Here is a 17,031-nt window from a genome sequence, read left to right on the forward strand (position 1 = left end):
GCAAGGTTATCGGTCGATCAACGTTGCTCTCGACCGGATATCACTGTCCCCCGGCAACCGCCCGCAGCACGGTCAGCCGGTGACCAGTTGCTGCGCGAACTGCTGGTGTCGCGCCATGACCGCTTCGAGGTCAAGCCCTTCGATCGCAGTCGCCGCACGACGTCGACCTCGATGTCGTCCCGTCCCCGGGCACGAAGAAGCCCGGGCGACTTTCGGCACCCGGGCTTCTTCGATTCGAGACTCAGTTGAGCGGACCCGGGCGGTCGATCGGGTCCGGGCGGTCCAGCGGGTCGACCGGGTCGGGCACGTGGCCCGGACGGCGACCGGCGGTGCCGGCGTCCGGCGCTCCCGCCGTGCCGGGGGCACCGGTCGTACCGGTGGCGTCCGTCGTGAATCCGCCGTCGGCCGTCGCGTCGGTGCCGGTCGGGTTCACACCCGGCGTCGGCTTGTGCGCCTGCTTCTGCACGGTTTCCTCGACCTTGTTGCCGGCAGTCTGGATCTTGTCGGTGTACTTGCCCTTGGTGACCTTGTCGGCCGTCTGGGTGACCTTGTCGATGCCCCCGCGCACCTTGTCGGGGTTCTCGGCAGCAGCCTTCTTCACCTTGTCGACGCCGCCGATCGCAGCCTTCTTGGCCTTGTCGAACAGGTCCTTCGCCTGACCGGAGTTGCTCATGTCGTCCTCCTCGTGGGATGGGCACACCCGCGGCCGCAGCCGCGGGAACTGGGTATGCACCCAGGTTGCCAAACTCCGCACCCGAAAAGTGGCTAAGAGATCACCAACTCGACTTCGTGACCCACCATCGCCTCCCGAGCAGCCTGGCTCGCAAGCTTCGACTTCTTCGCCATGCTGGATCTCCCTGTCTCTCAGCGGGTTTCGCGGGCGTCATTCCCACCGTGGCCCGACTGGCTGCGCTCGGACACTGGCAGCACCTGATCGTCCGCCTGCCGGTCGGTCGTGCTTCAGTCGATCTCACTGTCGGTGGAGCGCAGGACGACCAGGAGCAACGCGCGCAGTTCCTCACGTTGGTCGGCACTCAGGACGTCGAACATCGCGTCATCACGTTCGCGGCGCGAGGTGTCGAGGGTGCGCCACAGGCGGACGCCTTCATCCGTCAGCGACAACACCTTGGCCCGACGGTCGTCCGGATCAGGGCTGCGCAGCACGAGGCCACGCTCCGCCAGTCCGTCGACGACCTCCGTCGCCGAACGCGGGGACACCCGAAGACGCTGCGCGAGCTCTGCTGCCCGCATGCCCGAATCCTCTTGCGCGGCAATCACATTTAACGCGCGAGCCAGGTGCGGGCTCAGACCGTACGGCTCCAGATCGGCGAGCCACGCCCGTCGGGAGACGTGCGCGACGCGCATCAACAGTTGGCGCAGCGGCAGTTCTTCGGACGACTCGTGGGAAGACACGGGAACATCGTAGCGATTGTGGAGGTTACGACATGTTGAAGTAACCTCAGCACATCTCCGACCGAAGGGAGTCCGCATGGCAGCCGGATCCCAACCCATGACCACCTCAGGACGCGGCGGTCCCGGACGCGTGGCGCACAAGAGCGCCTCCGACGTCCGCCAACTCGATGACCACCCGGTCGAACTCGCGCGCATCACGGCGCTGTTTCGCCCCTACCGTCGCCGGCTCGCCGCTGTGTGCGCGCTCATCGTCCTCACTTCCCTGATCGGTCTCGCATCGCCCTTCCTGGTGAAGCACCTGATCGACGACGCGATCCCTGCCCAGAACGTGCCGCTGCTGCTGGCCCTGGTCGGCGGCATGCTCACGATCACGGTCTCTACCCAACTGCTCGGCGTCCTGCAGACGTGGCTGTCGACCCGCATCGGCCAGCAGGTGATGCACGACCTGCGCACCCGCCTGTTCGCCCACCTGCAACGGATGCCGCTCGGCTTCTTCACCCGCACCCGCAGCGGTGAGGTGCAATCCCGCGTCACCAACGACATCAGCGCGATGCAGGCGGTCGTCACCGACTCCGCGACATCGATCGCATCGAATGTGACCACCGCCGTCGGCACAGCCACAGCGATGGCCTTCCTGTCCTGGAAGCTGTCGCTGCTCAGCCTGGTCGTGCTGCCGCCGGCCATCTGGCTGACCCGCCGCGTCGCCCACCAGCGGCGTGCCATCCAAGGCAAGGCGCAGCGCACGCTCGCCGACATGCAGACCCAGATTGAGGAGTCGTTGTCGATCAACGGTGTCATCCTCGCCAAGACGCTCGGCTCCAGACCCGCTCTCTCCCAGCGGTTCTCCGGTTCCTCGACCACCCTCACCGAACTCGAGGTGCAGTCACAGCTCGCCGGACGCTGGCGCATGGGCACGATGGCGATCATCTTCTCCGCGATCCCCGCCCTCATCTACCTCGCGGCCGGACTCCCAGCCACCGGCGGCGGCATGACGATCGGCACCTTGGTCGCCTTCGTCGCACTGCAGACCCAGTTGTTCCGACCCCTGATGGGCGTGCTCAACGTCGGCGCTCAAGTGGTCACCTCGATGGCGCTGTTCAGCCGCATCTTCGAATACCTCGACCTTCCCGTCGAGATCGACGACCCGGCCGATCCGGCCCCGCTGCAGACCGATCGGGCGCGCGGTGAGATCAGATTCGACGGGGTCACCGTCACCTATCCGGACGCCGACCGCCCGGCTCTCGACAGCATCGACCTCACCGTCCCGGCGGGGTCGACGGTCGCGGTCGTCGGCGCCACCGGCTCGGGCAAGTCCACCCTGGCAGCCCTCGTCTCACGTCTGCACGACCCGACGAACGGGCGGGTGCTCATCGACGGCCACGACCTGCGCGACCTGCGTCTGACCGACATCGCCGGCCTGGTCGGTGTCGTCAGCCAGGAGAGCTACCTGTTGCACGCGTCGGTCGCCGACAACCTGCGGTACGCCCGTCCGGATGCCACAGACCAACAGATGATCGAAGCAGCCCGGGCAGCGCAGGTACACGAACTGATCGAGTCACTCCCGCAGGGTTACGACACCGTCGTCGGTGCTCGCGGGTACCGCTTCTCCGGTGGCGAGAAGCAGCGGATCGCGTTGGCGCGCACCATTCTTCGCAATCCGAAGATTCTGGTGCTGGACGAGGCCACCTCGGCGCTGGACAACTCCACCGAACGCGCCGTGCAACGCGCGTTGGACGCGGCCGGCACCGGACGCACGACGCTGACCATCGCGCACCGCCTGTCGACCGTCCGCGACGCCGACCTCATCGTCGTACTCGACCGGGGACGCATCGCCGAGCAGGGCACCCACGAGCAGTTGTTGCTGCGCGGGGGCCACTACGCACGTCTGTGGGACGCACAGCTCTGCGCTGCCGCGGCCTGAGGGTTCAGCCCGTCCGCGCCACGGACAGCAGGACAACGCTGTCGGCGTGCGCATCGAGGCGATGCTTGGCCTGCGGGATGACCGTGTACTCCCCCGCCTTCAGTCGGGCGGACCCGTCCGCCCAGGCGAGAGTGACCTCGCCGGACAGGACCAGCAGGGTCGCCTCACCCGGGTTGTTGTGGTCTGCCAACTGCGACCCGGCGTTCATGGTCAGCAGCACCTGGCCGAGAGTCTGGCCACCGCCACCTTTCAGGGTCAGCGCGCTGCGACCGACCTTCGACTCACCGGCGCGCTCGCGCTCATCGGGATACACATCGTCCAACCGCACGGTCTTCATGAGTCCATCGTGCACCCGCGGCACGACGAAGGCCCGGGACCAACGTCCCGGGCCTTCGTGCGCGCATCATCCGGCGCGCAGGTGCTCAACCGCCAGCGCGACGAGCTCGGACGGTGTGTGCGCGAGGTCGAGGGTGATTCCCGCCTCGTCCTCCTCCAGCGGCTCGAGCGTCGCGAACTGGGAATCGAGCAGACTTCCCGGCATGAAGTGACCCTGGCGAGCGAGGAGTCGCGAACCGATCAGTTCCTTCGACCCGGCGAGGTGAACGAAGTCGAGTTGGGCCCCGCTGCTGCGCAGGATGTCCCGGTAGCGACGACGCAGAGCCGAACAGGCCAAGACGGTGCTGGTGCCGGCGGCGTCCCGCTCGGCGATCCAGTCGGCCAAGGTCTGCAGCCACGGCAGCCGGTCGTCGTCGTCCAACGGGGTGCCGGCGCGCATCTTCTCCACGTTCGCCTCGGGGTGGAACAGGTCGGCCTCGCCGAACTCCCATCCCAGTTCCCGGGCGACGCCCATGGCGACCGTGGTCTTTCCGCTGCCGGACACGCCCATCAGGACAGCGTGGCGCACGCTCCCGGTCACAGGATCGCGCTCACGAGAGCGGCGAAGGTGAAGCCGACGACACCGATGAGCGTCTCCATGACGGTCCAGGTGCGCAGCGTGGTCTTCTCGTCCATGCCGAGGAACCGACCGACCAGCCAGAAGCCGGAGTCGTTGACGTGCGACAACACGGTCGCGCCACCGGCGATCGCGATGACGATGCAGGCCAGGTCGATCGAGGACAGTCCGCCGGTCGCAGCCACCGTCGGCGCCATGAGCCCGGCGGTCGTGGTGAGGGCGACGGTCGCCGAACCCTGCGCCACGCGCAGTGCGGTCGCCACCACGAACGCGGCGACGATGACGGGCAGACCGGTCGACTCGAGCGAGCCGGCCAGCGCCTGGCCGATGCCGCTGGCACGAAGGACGCCACCGAACATGCCACCGGCACCGGTGATCAGGATGATCGCGCAGACCGGGCCGAGTGCCCCGTTGACGATCTCCTCGATGTCGGCCTTCGAGCGGCGTCCCATGCCGAGGAGGATCATCGCGACCAGCACGGTGATCAGCAAAGCGATCGGGGTCTGACCGAACATGCGCAGCAGGCGAACCCACGTCGCGTCACCGTCGATCGTCTTGTTGGTGGCCAACGTGTTCAGTCCGGTGTTGAGGAAGATCAGCACCAGGGGCAGCAACAGCACGAACAGCACGAGGCCGACCGACGGTTTCGACCCACCGGCCTTGCCCTCCTCGACGTCGCCACCGGAGAGCAGCTCCGGCACCGGGATGTGGACGCGCTTGCCCGCCCAGAGACCGAACAGGTAGGAGGAGATGTACCAAGTCGGCAGACCGATGATGATGCCGAGCACCAGGACGAGGCCGAGGTCGGCGCCGAGCAACTCACCTGCGGCGACCGGGCCGGGGTGCGGCGGGACGAACGCGTGCATCACCGCGAACGCACCCGCGGCAGGCAGCGCGTAGGTCAGCACGCTGCCGCCGAAGCGACGGGCGACCGAGAAGATGATCGGGAGCATGACGACCAGGCCGGCGTCGAAGAAGATCGGGAATCCGAACAGCAGCGAGGCGACACCGAGCGCGAGCGGTGCGCGCTTCTCGCCGAATCGTGCGATCAAGGTGTCGGCGAGCACCTGAGCACCGCCGGTCACTTCCAGCAGTCGTCCGATCATCGCGCCGAACCCGACCAGGAGGGCGACGTTCGCGAGCGTCGATCCGAACCCGTCCAGCAAGGTCGGCACGACCTTCTCGAACGGAACCTTCGTGGCCAGGGCGGTCAGGAAGCTGACCAGCACGAGCGCCACGAAGGCGTGCAACTTGAAACGCATGATCAGCAGGAGCAGGACTGCCACCGCCGCTGCGGCGATGAGGAGGAGGACGCCCGAGCTGTATGCGGGCTGCACCTCTTCTGCGGTCAGGAACATCGAGGGTCCTTCGTCGAGTGTGATGAATCACGTGGGGTGGGTCACACGACTGTAGAGTTATTCGTAGTACTTAATCAAGCAATATGAGTATTTTTAATACGGGCGTGGCGCCGCGACGTAGGCTCGATCGCATTCACCAGTCTGAGAGCAGTTGCCGAGAAGCCGAGAGGGGACGCCGATGTCGGGTATCGAGCAGGCCGTCCGGACGCCGTCCGCGCCGCTGCTGCACCGCGCGCCCGCGCGCGAACTCGGCATCGAGATCATCGAGGGCAGAATCGCGGTCGACGCCGGCATGACGCTGGACGACCTGCAACGCCGCTTCGGGATCTCGCGCACCGTGGCCCGCGAGGTCGTCCGCGAACTGGAGACGCTGCACCTGGTCACTTCGCGTCGCCGGGTCGGCATCGTCGTCCAGGACCGCGCCGGCTGGAATGCGTTGCACCCCACCCTGATCGACTGGCGCCTGCATTCGACCGACCGCCCCAAGCAGTTGCGCGATCTCACCGAACTGCGGCACGTCGTCGAGCCGGCCGCAGCCGGTGCGGCCGCCCGCCTGGCAACCGTCGAGGCCCGCGCAGCCCTCCCCCCGCTTGCTGCCCGGATGCGTGAACTGGGCGAGGCCGGACGCCTGGAGGAGTTCATGACCCTCGACATCCGGATGCACCGGATGATCCTGGAATCGAGCGGCAACGACCTCTTCGCCGCGATGGCGGATCTCGTCGAGGTCGTGCTCATCGGTCGCACGCAGTTGTCCCTCATGCCCCAGCAGCCCAAGCCGGAGGCGCTGCACGCGCACGAGGACGTCGCGGACGCCATCTGGCGAGGCGACACCCGGGCCGCGCAATCGGCGATGACAGCGATCACCGCCGAAGTGCTCGCTGCATTCACGGACGCTGCCGACTGACCGAACACTGAAGGACCCGACCAAAACGTGTCGGGTCCTTCAGTGCATGTCGGTGGATGTAAAGGGACTCGAACCCCTGACCTCTCGCGTGTGAAGCGAACGCTCTAACCAACTGAGCTATACATCCGTGCGGATCGCAGCCCGCCCGGGCTGCGAGGAAGTACTTTACCCGCCGTTCAAGTCGCCGCCTAATCGGGCCTGTGCGCTCAGCCGAGGCCGGGCATCTGCTGCAGGAAGTCCTTGGCCGAGCCGGGCAGAAAGCCGGGAATGCCGCCGAGCTTGAGGGTCAGCCAGACGACGAAGCACACGAACGCGAACGTCAGCAACGCGACAATGCCCTTGAACCACAACGGTTTCGGACGCATCCAGTCGTTCCAGGCTGCGACCTTCTCCCGGGCGAAGTTGAGCAGACGCGCGGCCCACATGAACTCGGTCGCCCAGATGCCGAGGCCGAGGAAGACGATCAACCAGCCCGGACCCGGGAACGGGATGGCGACGACGCCGATGCCGGTCACGATGAACCCGGCGACACCGACCACGATTCGGTAGGTGTGGTTGGAGACCGGGTTCGCCGCGAGCTTGCGACGCCAGGCGAACTTGTATGTCTTGGGTGAGAACGGCTCTTGAAAGTCCCCGTCCGCGCGTCGCTCCGGTGCCACGGCGGTGCTCCCCCCGTCGCCACCGGACACGACGTGCTCGTGCGCCACCTGCTCCCCCACTGCAGTCTCCTTCTTCATCACGCCAATGTTGCTGCTCGTGCCCGGAACGCGTCCGCGACCCGTGCTGTGACGGGACCGGGAGCGTCCATGTTCCGTTCGTCAACGCGCGACACGGCTTGCACGTCCCGAGTGGACGAGGTGATGAACACCTCATCTGCAGTCTGGAGGATCGACAGCGGCAGCGCGACCTCCTTGACCGTGATGCCCTCTTCGCGAGCGGCGAGGATGGCGAGGTCGCGGGTGATCCCGGGCAGCAGGCCGGAGTCGGTCGGTGGGGTGAGCACGTCGCCGTCGACGACGACGAAGATGTTGCTGCCGGTGCCCTCGCACAGTTCGCCGCGGGTGTTGGCGAAGATCGCCTCGCTGCCGCCGCGTTCCTTCGCGTAGGCCAGCGCGACGACGTTCTCGGCGTACGAGGTGGTTTTCAGTCCGACGACTGCGCTGTTCTCGTTCCGGGTCCACGGAACGGTCGTGATCGCGGTCGTCCGCGGCGGACGCGGCACAGACCCCGCGAGGACGATGTACGTCGCCTCGGTGTCGTCACGGTCGGAGCCGAGCGGTCCCGGGCCGGCCGTCACGCTGTAACGAACACGCCCGAACTCCAACGGTTCTGACAGGACAGCGGCTATTCCCTCGTCCAGCCGGTCCCGGTCCGCGGGCGGCAGACCGAGGCCCTTGAGCGAGTTGTCGAGACGGTCGTGGTGCCGCTCCCGCGCGAACACCTCGTTGTTCTCGACCTTGCAGGTCTCGAACACCCCGTCGCCGACGGTGACGCCGTGGTCGAGCGCGCTGATGCTGGCTCGGTCGCCGACCAGCTCGCCGTTCACCCACACTCGAACCGTCATGACGTCCTCTCCTCCAACGCGACCTCGGCCAACCCGATCAGTCGTCTCGCCTTGAGCAGCGTTTCACACCACTCCGCCTCGGGGTCGGAGCCCCAGGTGATTCCGGCGCCCGTCCCGAACTTCAGCACCCGGCGTCCGGGCAAGGACTGCATCCAGAAGGTACGAATACCCACCGCCAACCGGGCGGTGGCAGTCTCGTTGTCGACGTACCCGATGGCACCGCAGTACGGTCCCCGCGACACTCGCTCGAGATCCCGAATTGCTTGCAGGGCAGTGATTTTCGGCGCACCTGACACCGACCCGGGCGGGAACGACGCACCGAGGATGTCCGGCCAGCCGACTCCTTGACGCAGCCGCGAACGCACGGTCGAGACCAGGTGGACCAGGCCGGGATGCTGTTCGACCGCGCACAAGCCGTCGACCTCGACCGTGCCCGGCACGCTGACCGGTGCCAGGTCGTTGCGCACCAGGTCGGTGATCATGACGTTCTCGGTGAAGTCCTTCGGCAGCAACTCTTGCTCGGTCGGGGCGGTGCCCTTGATCGGCGCCGATGCAAGCCGGTCGCCGTCCCGCTCGAGGTACAGCTCCGGACTGGCACAGACGATCTCGAGTCCGGCTGTGGGCAGGTCGATCAGGGCGGCGTAGGGGGCCGGGTTTCCCGCCAGCAGGACGTCCGCCAGACGCCCCAGGTCGAACGTCGCCGGCACATCGCGGGACAGCACCCGGCAGATGTTCGCCTGGTAGACCTCTCCGAGGGCGACGCGGCGGCGGACCTCCTCGACCGCAGCCTCGTACTGCGCATGGCTGAGCGAACTGCGCCAGGAATGCTCACCGTTGTCGGCGGCCGGCGTCGACCGGGTCGCTCGAACGGCGGGCCGAGCGACCCGGTCGACATGTTGCATCCGGACGGCGGTGAGTTGCCCCTCGAAAGTGATCACGACCACCCAGACGCCGGGTTCGTCCAGCGCTTCGGCGTCGTGGCGGATCTCCGCGATGCCTCTGGCCGACAGCCCGTCGAACTCTGCGTGTTCACCGGGCACTACCGACCTCCTTGGCGCCGAGCCCATCTGGGTACCCGATCCGGGCCGGGGCGTCGTTGCCAAGTCAACCACCCCTGCGGCCTTCGGGGTATGCGGTTGTGACGAGCAGAGAGGCCCCGGCTCATGCCGGGGCCTCTTGCTGATGGTGGGCGATACTGGGTTTGAACCAGTGACCTCTTCCGTGTCAAGGAAGCGCGCTACCGCTGCGCCAATCGCCCTTGGAAATGAAGAGAGCGGACAACCGGGCTCGAACCGGCGACCTCAACCTTGGCAAGGTTGCGCTCTACCAACTGAGCTATGTCCGCCTGTGCCCTTGCGGGCAACGGGAAAACAATACCCGACAGTTCGCCGACTCTCCAAAACGAGCCCTTCGGGCCCCGGAAGGGTTCAATGGATGGCATGCCCGAACCAGCCGATGCCACACCGGGGCCCGAGACCGAGTCCGGCGCGCGAACCGCATTTCCCCGAGCCGTCGAGTCGATCGGTTCACACGACCTGGGCCGCTGGACGACGTGGCTGGGTCGGCTGCTGCTGCGTGCCTTCCGGTGGCTGGAGCGCACGATTCGCCGGTACTCCGCGGACGGCAGTCTCTCCCTCGCAGCCCTGATCACGGCCGCGCTGGGCGTCCTCCTGCTCGGTGCTTCGCAGGCGATCGCAGCGCAGGTGTACGACAACGTGCTCGACCACAACGGAGTCGCCGGGTGGGACCGCCCGGTGCTCGACCGGATGGTTTCGTGGCGCTCCCCCGGTGCCGACGCTGCAGTCACGCACTTCACCGACATCGGTGGAAAGGTCGGCGGCCCGATCCTCGGCGTGGTGCTGACCGCCCTGCTGTGCCTGCTGTGGCGCCGTCGGACGCCGGCCGTGCTCATGGGAATCGCGATGACGGGATCGCTGCTGGTGACCGTCCTCGGCAAGGAAGCGACCGCCCGCCTGCGCCCGCCGACGCAGCTCGCGGTGCCGCCCTTCGAGTCCTCGCCGTCCTTCCCGTCCGGCCACACCCTGAACATGACGGTGATGATGGGCATCGCGGCGTACGTCTTGCTGGTCTGGTCGCACCGCACCTGGGCCCGCGTCGCCACGGTGCTCCTGACGGCGGCGATGACGATCACCATGGGTCTGTCCCGCGTCTATCTCGGGCACCACTGGCTCACCGACGTGATCGCGGCGTGGTTCCTCGGCATCGGCTGGGTGGTCGCCGTGGTGACCGTGCACCGGCTGACGATCACCGTGCGGCGCACGCGCGCCGACCATATCGCCGGGCGGCGTGAACTCTTCGAGGTCGCCGGGGTCCGACCGCCCGAGGACGAGCCCTCGCACTGAGCACGACATCCAAAAACCCAGCAGGTCCCGGCCGAGAACGACCGGGACCTGCTTGCGTACTGGTGGGCGATACTGGGTTTGAACCAGTGACCTCTTCCGTGTCAAGGAAGCGCGCTACCGCTGCGCCAATCGCCCGAGGTGGCGACGGGATTCGAACCCGTGTAGACGGCTTTGCAGGCCGTTGCCTCGCCTCTCGGCCACGCCACCGGAAATCTCACGACAAGGCGAGATCAGAGCGGACAACCGGGCTCGAACCGGCGACCTCAACCTTGGCAAGGTTGCGCTCTACCAACTGAGCTATGTCCGCGTGCGCCTGAAGGTGCGCTTGTCGAAACGCTTTCAGGTGCGGTGCATGAGGCTAACCGATGGACGCTGCCGAATCCAGCCGGGGTCCTGGCGTGTCTCCGTCGCCGCCGGCCCCGCCCTTCCGGTTCGTCGGCTCCCGGTCGGCGTCCAGGTCCGGCGGCCGCGACGCAGGAGCCGCATTGATCTTCTTGCCGACAGATCCGTTGCGGGTCAGCGGGATCGGTCCCGTCCGGACGTCATTCATCCGGGCACGGGTGCGTGACACACCGTCGCTGAGCAGTTCGCGGGCCCGGTGATGAGCCGGCGAGAACTCTTCGACCGGCCAGAGCTTCATCGTGGCGGCGTTCAGCGCTGCACCGATGAGCACCGCGATGCCGAGGAAGTACAGAAAGATCAGCACCACGATCGCCGCCGCGAGCGGCCCGTAGATGCTGGTGCTACCGACCGACGCACCGAGCAGGAAGCGCAGCGCCATGGCCGACAGCACCCAGATCATCAGGGTGAGAACGGCCCCCGGGAGGTCGCGTACCCAGGGCGTCTTGATCGGCGTGGCGACGTAGAAGAGCGTTGCGAACCCGAGGATCGTCAAGCCGCCGACGAGCGGCCAGTAGAAGACCATCAGCACCTGCAGTCGCGCCGGCAGCCATTCACTGAGCAACTGCGGCCCGATGACGATCAACGGCACGACGACGGCCCCGAAGGCGAGCGTGACGAAGTACAGGCTCAGGCTCATCAACCGGGTGCGGACGATGCCTCGTTTGCCGCCCTGCCCGTACATGATCGAGACGGTGTCGAGCAGCACGTTGAGTGCACGTGATCCCGACCAGAGCGACAACAGGAAACCGGCGGAGATGACGTCGGGTCTTCCGCCGCGCAGCGCGTCGGAGATCGTGGGCATCAGGACATCACGCAACGAGTTCTCGGTGAGGAACTGGGACGAATAGGCCTCGATCGCCTCGGTGACACGAGTCACAGCGTTCTCACCGATCCACCCACCGAGATAACCGACCCCGCCGAGCAATCCGAACACCAGCGGCGGGAACGACAGGAGGGCGAAGAAACCGGCTTCCGCCGCCAGGCCGGTCACCCGGTATCGCATGCACAAACGCACGGTTTCGCGGGTCAGACGTGCCAGCGCGAGTGCCCCTGGGATCCGCCCGAGTGCGCGTCTTGCGCGGCTGTGCGGACTCACCCGCACGCCCCGGACGCCGACCCCGTGAAGCACATGTCACCCACGGTAATGGTCAGAACGGCTCCCGCCGTGCACCACAATGGCGTGCCATGGACATCTGGCCGGGACAGCCCTATCCGCTCGGCGCCACCTTCGACGGTTCTGGCGTCAACTTTGCGATCTTCTCCTCCGTCGCCGAAAGGGTGGAACTGTGCCTGCTCACACCCGGTGAAGAGCCGGGTGAGGACGGCGAACAGACCTGGGACGAGGAGCGTATCGATCTGACCGAGGTCGACGGACACGTCTGGCACGCCTACCTGCCCGGGGTGCAGCCCGGTCAGCGGTACGGCTTCCGGGTGCACGGCCCCTACGACCCAGAGCTCGGCCACCGCTGCAATCCCTCGAAACTGCTGCTCGACCCGTACGCGAAGGCGATCGACGGGCAGATCGACGGCGACGAGTCGCTCTTCTCCTACCGTTTCGACGACCCGGACGCATTCAACGACGACGACTCGCTCGACCACACGATGCTCTCGGTGGTGGTCAACCCCTTCTTCGACTGGGGCCACGACCGTCCGCCCAGGCACGAGTACCACGACAGCGTCATCTACGAGATGCACGTCAAGGGCCTGACGATGACCCACCCGGACGTGCCCGAGGAGATCCGCGGCACCTATGCCGCCGTCGCGCACCCGGCGATCATCGACCACCTGCAGCAACTCGGCGTGACGGCGGTCGAACTCCTGCCGGTGCACCAGTTCGTCCAGGACTCGACCCTGGTCGACAAGGGCCTGTCGAACTACTGGGGCTACAACACCATCGGTTTCCTCGCGCCGCACAACGCGTACAGCGCCGGCGGGAGCGAAGGCCAGCAGGTCACGGAGTTCAAGGCGATGGTGAAGGCGCTGCACGCTGCCGACATCGAGGTCATCCTCGACGTCGTCTACAACCACACCGCCGAGGGCAACCAGCTCGGTCCGACGCTTGCGTTCCGCGGCCTGGACAACGCCCACTACTACCGGCTGGTCGACAGCGACCCGGCGCACTACTACGACACCACCGGCACCGGCAACAGCCTGCTGATGCGCAGCCCGCACGTGCTGCAGCTGATCATGGACTCGCTGCGGTACTGGGTCACCGAGATGCATGTCGACGGTTTCCGGTTCGACCTAGCCGCCACGCTGGCGCGACAGTTCCACGAGGTCGACCGCCTCTCGGCGTTCTTCGACATCATCCAGCAGGACCCGATCATCAGTCAGGTGAAGCTGATCGCAGAGCCCTGGGACCTGGGCGACGGTGGCTATCAGGTCGGCAACTTCCCGCCGCTGTGGACCGAGTGGAACGGCAAGTACCGCGACACCGTCCGTGACTTCTGGCGCGGTGAGCCATCGACACTGGCCGAATTCGCTTCTCGCATCACCGGATCCAGCGACCTGTACGCACACTCGGGACGCCGTCCGATCGCGTCGATCAACTTCATCACCGCCCACGACGGCTTCACGTTGCGTGACCTGGTCAGCTACAACGAGAAGCACAACGAGGCCAACGGCGAGGGCGGCAACGACGGCGAGGCGCACAACCGGTCCTGGAACTGCGGCGTCGAGGGCGAGACCGACGACCCGCAGGTCCGCTCGCTGCGGGCGCGTCAGCAGCGCAACTTCCTCACCACGCTGCTGCTGAGCCAGGGTGTGCCGATGCTCGCTCACGGCGACGAACTCGGCCGTACGCAGCTCGGCAACAACAACGTGTACTGCCAGGACAACGAACTGGCGTGGTTCGACTGGGACCTCGACGAGGACGAGCAGTCGCTGCTGGACTTCGCGAGCAAGGTCATCTCGCTACGTCGCGAGCACCCGACCTTCCGCCGGCGCCGGTTCTTCTCCGGCGACGCCGGACACGGCGGTGAGAGCACCCTCGGCGACATCGGCTGGTTCACGCCCGACGGCAACCACATGACCCAGATCGACTGGCGCAACGGCCTGGCACGTGAGGTCGCGGTGTTCCTCAACGGTGCAGCGATTCAGGCGCCGGACCCCCAGGGGCGACGGGTCATCGACGACCACTTCCTGCTGCTGTTCAACGCCGGCGACCAGGAGACGACGTTCACCGTCCCGACCGTGGTCGAGGACGCGGAGTGGAGCGTCGTGCTCGACACCGCCGACGAAGCCATCGATGAGACCGAGGAGCGCGTGGCTACCGGTGGGTACGAACTCACCCTGGCCGGCCGGTCCATCGTGGTGCTCAGCTGCACCCCGGACGAGGAGCAGTGAACCGGACCTGACAACCCGTGAAGGGCTCCCCGATCGCTCGGGGAGCCCTTCACTGCGGAGTTCGGCTTCAGGACGCTTCGAGACGCGCCTTCTGTTCCTCGACGTCGAAGTCGGCGTCCGGCCAGGGCTGGTCGAGTTCACGCAGGTGCTGCAGCAGGATCTGCTGGACAGCCAACCGCGCGTACCACTTGCGGTTCGCGGGCACCACGTACCAGGCAGCGCTGTCGGTGGAAGTCTTGTCCAACGCGGCCTGGTAGGCCTCCTGGTAGGCGTCCCAGAGCTCGCGCTCATCGATGTCGCCCGGGTTGAACTTCCACCACTTGTCGCTGCGATCGAGCCGCTCCATCAGGCGCGCCTTCTGCTCGTCGGCGTCGATGTGCAACATCACCTTGATGATCCGGGTGCCGTTGTCGGTCACCGACTTCTCGAAGGTGTTGATCTGCGAGTACCGCCGCTGCCAGGTAGTGGCCGGAACGAGATTGCGCACCCGTGCGATAAGCACGTCCTCGTAGTGCGACCGGTCGAAGACACCGAGGATCCCAGGTTTCGGCAACGCCTTGCGGATCCGCCACAGGAACGGGTGCTTGCGCTCCTCGGCGTTCGGCGCCTTGAAAGAGGTCAGCGAAACTCCCTGCGGGTCAATGCTTCCCACGACGTGACGCATGATCCCGCCCTTGCCCGAGGTGTCCATGCCCTGGATCACCAACAGGACGGACGTGCCGTCGCCGTCACGGCCGTTGGCGTAGAGGCGCTCCTGCAGTTCGCCGAGCTCGGCGGCGCTCGCTGCGAGCAGTTCCTCCGCTTCCGCCTTGTCACCCTTGTAGCCGGGAGTCGACGAGGCATCCAGGGAGCTGAGCTCGAACCCTGCTGCGACGCAGAGCTTCTCGGTGATCTTGGCTGCGAGATCGCCGGACTTGTTGAGCTGTTTTTCCGACTTCTTGTCGGACTTCTTCGTCTTCTTCTTGGCCATACGGGATGGTCTCACGATTGGATGACCGACATGAGGAAACTGCTCCCCGACCACGCAGCAATCACGCCCGGTGATTTGCCGGACGCCTACGAATGCGGCGTCGATCGCGGCTGGTTCGTGCGGCTGAACTTTGTTGCGACAGTAGACGGTTCGGTTGTCGGCGGGGATCATAGGTCGGGGTCGATCAACAATGACGTCGACGGGCTCGTCTTCCACATGCTGCGGGCATGGGCCGATGTCATCGCGGTCGGCGCAGGCACCGCACGCGCCGAGCAGTACGACGCGCCGATCACCGACGAGCGGTGGCGATCGCTGCGTGCCGGGCGCCCGGAACACCCCGCGATGGCCGTGCTGAGCACCGAAGCCGAACTGCCGCCGAGGATGGACACGATGGGTCGTGATGACGTCTTCGCGGTCGACAGCAGCGGCCCGGACGGAGTGCGAACCGCTCTGCACCGTCTGCGCCGACGCGGCTACGACCGCGTGCTGCTCGAAGGCGGCCCGACCATTGCGGGCCTCGCCCTCGGGGACGACCTGATCGACGAGATCTGCCTGACCACCTCGCCGTTGTTGGTGGGCGGCTCGGCCCACCGGATGGTCGACGGAGCACCGCTCGACCTGCGCGCGAGGCTGGTCGGACTGATCGAATCCGAGTCGACGCTGCTGGCTCGTTGGTCAGTGCGCTGAGGCCGGCGCACAGAAGTTACGCACGACCTTCTCCCAGCGCTCACTGTCGACATTCCACTCCCGGCAATGCCGTGCCACCTCGAAGGTCTCCAGACGCACCAGATCGGGTCGTGCGTCGGCCAGGTCCTGCGATGGTTCGAAGGGCACGAAGTCGTCGTCGACCGAGTGGATCAGCAGCGTCGGCTTCGTCAGTTCCTCCGCTCGGGTTACCCAGTCGGCCCGGGTGACGTCGAGTGGCTCGGCCAACCCGATCAGGTTGCGGTGCAACGGTCCTCGCATCAAGTCGAGCCCGATCTGACTGACGACACCGGGCATCTTGTTGAGCCCCGCGTGGAAGGCCAGCACATGCCGCCAATTGATCACCGGGGCGTCCAGCACGATACGGCTCACGTGCTCGGCCAGCGGCGATCGATCGACGGTCTGCAATACGGTGGCGCCACCCATCGACCACCCGAACAACTGGATGTCGGCGGCACCCGCGTCCAGGACGTAGCGCATGGCCGCTTCGACGTCCTGCCACTCGGTGAGGCCGAGGTTGTACAGACCGTCGGCTCCGGACGGGACCCCTGGATCGTTGCGATAGCTGATGATCAATGCGTTGATGCCGCAACGTTGCAGGGTCGGCAGCGCTCGCAGACACTCCGAGCGCAGCGCGCCGCGCCCGTGCACCAGGACGGCCCACCGGGTGGAGTCGGGCACGTCCATCCGCCAAGCCGGCATCTCCCCCACCGGGCTGCGATAGACCACCTCGCGCAGATCGATACCGAGGGAGTCCGCCGGCGGTCCGACGAAGTAGCTGCCGTTGACCCGGGCCGGTCCGGCATCGAGCTCACCGAAGTCGACGCCGAGCAGTTCACGGGTGACCTCCTCGCCCTCCACGGCGAGCACGTCCCCGATGCGGGCGTGGGTGTCGTACCCACCGACGAAGAGTCCGTATCGGCCGGGCGCAACCGTCTCGTCGTTGACGTCGAGGGTGATCGTGAGGTCGTTGAACGTCCTGATCACGCTCTTGTCGGCCGGCGGCTCGGGTGTGAGCACCTTGCGGGCGAAGACGGCGGCAGCCGACGTTACGGCTCCGGCCCCCATGAGGGCTCCGGCGCCGAGCATGGAGGCGGCACGAACGATGTGGCGAGGCTGCACCTGTCCATCGTG

The 17,031-nt window shown here is 66.7% G+C and carries 16 protein-coding genes and 6 tRNA genes; 5 read left to right on the forward strand and 17 right to left on the reverse strand.

Annotation, left to right across the window (positions count from 1 at the left end; translation table 11 throughout):
- Positions 1-241: 241 nt before the first annotated feature.
- Both ACYU8W_RS07660 and ACYU8W_RS07665 read right to left on the reverse strand, forming a co-directional pair.
- Positions 242-673 (reverse strand): antitoxin, encoded by a 432-nt coding sequence (locus tag ACYU8W_RS07660; RefSeq protein ID WP_499468002.1) that lies wholly within the window; start codon positions 671-673, stop codon positions 242-244.
- A 287-nt stretch (positions 674-960) separates the two neighbouring features.
- Entirely contained in the window at positions 961-1,413 is a 453-nt protein-coding gene (locus tag ACYU8W_RS07665; RefSeq protein WP_499468004.1) for a MarR family winged helix-turn-helix transcriptional regulator, read from the reverse strand.
- A gap of 76 nt (positions 1,414-1,489) precedes the next feature.
- On the opposite strand from ACYU8W_RS07665, the gene ACYU8W_RS07670 reads away from it, so the two are divergent.
- Positions 1,490-3,334 carry an ABC transporter ATP-binding protein gene (locus tag ACYU8W_RS07670; RefSeq protein ID WP_499468006.1) on the forward strand — a complete coding sequence of 615 codons (1,845 nt, stop codon included), beginning with the start codon at positions 1,490-1,492 and terminating at the stop codon, positions 3,332-3,334.
- A gap of 4 nt (positions 3,335-3,338) precedes the next feature.
- Here ACYU8W_RS07670 and ACYU8W_RS07675 read toward each other — a convergent pair whose 3' ends face one another.
- From ACYU8W_RS07675 to ACYU8W_RS07685, 3 genes are all read right to left on the reverse strand, one after another.
- On the reverse strand, positions 3,339-3,671 hold the full coding sequence (locus tag ACYU8W_RS07675) for a cupin domain-containing protein (protein WP_499468008.1): 333 nt from the start codon (positions 3,669-3,671) through the stop codon (positions 3,339-3,341).
- Between the two features lie 66 nt (positions 3,672-3,737).
- Positions 3,738-4,220 carry a gluconokinase gene (locus ACYU8W_RS07680; RefSeq protein WP_129623947.1) on the reverse strand — a complete coding sequence of 161 codons (483 nt, stop codon included), beginning with the start codon at positions 4,218-4,220 and terminating at the stop codon, positions 3,738-3,740.
- Between the two features lie 26 nt (positions 4,221-4,246).
- Positions 4,247-5,644, reverse strand: a complete 1,398-nt coding sequence (locus tag ACYU8W_RS07685) for a GntP family permease (RefSeq protein WP_499468010.1) — start codon at positions 5,642-5,644, stop codon at positions 4,247-4,249.
- Positions 5,645-5,822: 178 nt separating this feature from the next.
- Here ACYU8W_RS07685 and ACYU8W_RS07690 point away from each other — a divergent pair, with 178 nt between their 5' ends.
- Positions 5,823-6,548, forward strand: coding sequence for a FadR/GntR family transcriptional regulator (locus tag ACYU8W_RS07690; protein ID WP_499468012.1), 726 nt, complete (start codon positions 5,823-5,825; stop codon positions 6,546-6,548).
- 53 nt (positions 6,549-6,601) lie between these two features.
- On the opposite strand, the gene ACYU8W_RS07695 is transcribed toward ACYU8W_RS07690, so the two are convergent.
- The 6 genes from ACYU8W_RS07695 to ACYU8W_RS07720 form a co-directional block, all read right to left on the reverse strand.
- Positions 6,602-6,675, reverse strand: a tRNA-Val gene (locus tag ACYU8W_RS07695).
- A gap of 79 nt (positions 6,676-6,754) precedes the next feature.
- Positions 6,755-7,285 (reverse strand): TIGR02611 family protein, encoded by a 531-nt coding sequence (locus tag ACYU8W_RS07700; protein WP_499468014.1) that lies wholly within the window; start codon positions 7,283-7,285, stop codon positions 6,755-6,757.
- Entirely contained in the window at positions 7,285-8,112 is an 828-nt protein-coding gene (locus ACYU8W_RS07705) for an aminotransferase class IV (protein ID WP_141928171.1), read from the reverse strand. The genes ACYU8W_RS07700 and ACYU8W_RS07705 overlap by 1 nt, the downstream gene beginning before the upstream one ends.
- The gene (locus ACYU8W_RS07710; protein ID WP_499468016.1) at positions 8,109-9,152 is read right to left on the reverse strand and encodes a chorismate-binding protein; all 1,044 of its coding nucleotides are present in this window, start codon (positions 9,150-9,152) and stop codon (positions 8,109-8,111) included. Before ACYU8W_RS07710 ends, ACYU8W_RS07705 begins: the two co-directional genes overlap by 4 nt.
- 143 nt (positions 9,153-9,295) lie before the next feature.
- A tRNA-Val gene (locus ACYU8W_RS07715) sits at positions 9,296-9,370 on the reverse strand.
- A gap of 14 nt (positions 9,371-9,384) precedes the next feature.
- A tRNA-Gly gene (locus tag ACYU8W_RS07720) sits at positions 9,385-9,457 on the reverse strand.
- A 94-nt stretch (positions 9,458-9,551) separates the two neighbouring features.
- Between ACYU8W_RS07720 and ACYU8W_RS07725 the strand changes: the two genes are divergently transcribed.
- The gene (locus ACYU8W_RS07725; protein WP_499468018.1) at positions 9,552-10,475 is read left to right on the forward strand and encodes a phosphatase PAP2 family protein; all 924 of its coding nucleotides are present in this window, start codon (positions 9,552-9,554) and stop codon (positions 10,473-10,475) included.
- A 60-nt stretch (positions 10,476-10,535) separates the two neighbouring features.
- On the opposite strand, the gene ACYU8W_RS07730 is transcribed toward ACYU8W_RS07725, so the two are convergent.
- The 4 genes from ACYU8W_RS07730 to ACYU8W_RS07745 form a co-directional block, all read right to left on the reverse strand.
- Positions 10,536-10,610: transfer RNA gene (locus ACYU8W_RS07730), tRNA-Val, on the reverse strand.
- A gap of 1 nt (position 10,611) precedes the next feature.
- Positions 10,612-10,682: transfer RNA gene (locus ACYU8W_RS07735), tRNA-Cys, on the reverse strand.
- A 27-nt stretch (positions 10,683-10,709) separates the two neighbouring features.
- Positions 10,710-10,782: transfer RNA gene (locus ACYU8W_RS07740), tRNA-Gly, on the reverse strand.
- Between the two features lie 51 nt (positions 10,783-10,833).
- Positions 10,834-11,880 carry a YihY/virulence factor BrkB family protein gene (locus ACYU8W_RS07745; RefSeq protein WP_499468020.1) on the reverse strand — a complete coding sequence of 349 codons (1,047 nt, stop codon included), beginning with the start codon at positions 11,878-11,880 and terminating at the stop codon, positions 10,834-10,836.
- 182 nt (positions 11,881-12,062) lie between these two features.
- Between ACYU8W_RS07745 and glgX the strand changes: the two genes are divergently transcribed.
- Positions 12,063-14,222, forward strand: a complete 2,160-nt coding sequence (glgX, locus tag ACYU8W_RS07750) for a glycogen debranching protein GlgX (RefSeq protein WP_499468022.1) — start codon at positions 12,063-12,065, stop codon at positions 14,220-14,222.
- A gap of 67 nt (positions 14,223-14,289) precedes the next feature.
- Here the strand turns inward: glgX and ACYU8W_RS07755 are convergent, their stop codons facing one another.
- Positions 14,290-15,192, reverse strand: a complete 903-nt coding sequence (locus ACYU8W_RS07755) for a PPK2 family polyphosphate kinase (RefSeq protein WP_499468024.1) — start codon at positions 15,190-15,192, stop codon at positions 14,290-14,292.
- A gap of 30 nt (positions 15,193-15,222) precedes the next feature.
- Between ACYU8W_RS07755 and ACYU8W_RS07760 the strand changes: the two genes are divergently transcribed.
- On the forward strand, positions 15,223-15,879 hold the full coding sequence (locus ACYU8W_RS07760; protein WP_239701959.1) for a dihydrofolate reductase family protein: 657 nt from the start codon (positions 15,223-15,225) through the stop codon (positions 15,877-15,879).
- Here the strand turns inward: ACYU8W_RS07760 and ACYU8W_RS07765 are convergent.
- Positions 15,868-17,019 (reverse strand): alpha/beta hydrolase family protein, encoded by a 1,152-nt coding sequence (locus ACYU8W_RS07765; RefSeq protein WP_499468026.1) that lies wholly within the window; start codon positions 17,017-17,019, stop codon positions 15,868-15,870. The genes ACYU8W_RS07760 and ACYU8W_RS07765 overlap by 12 nt on opposite strands.
- Positions 17,020-17,031 lie beyond the last annotated feature (12 nt).

Source organism: Yimella radicis, assembly GCF_054778255.1.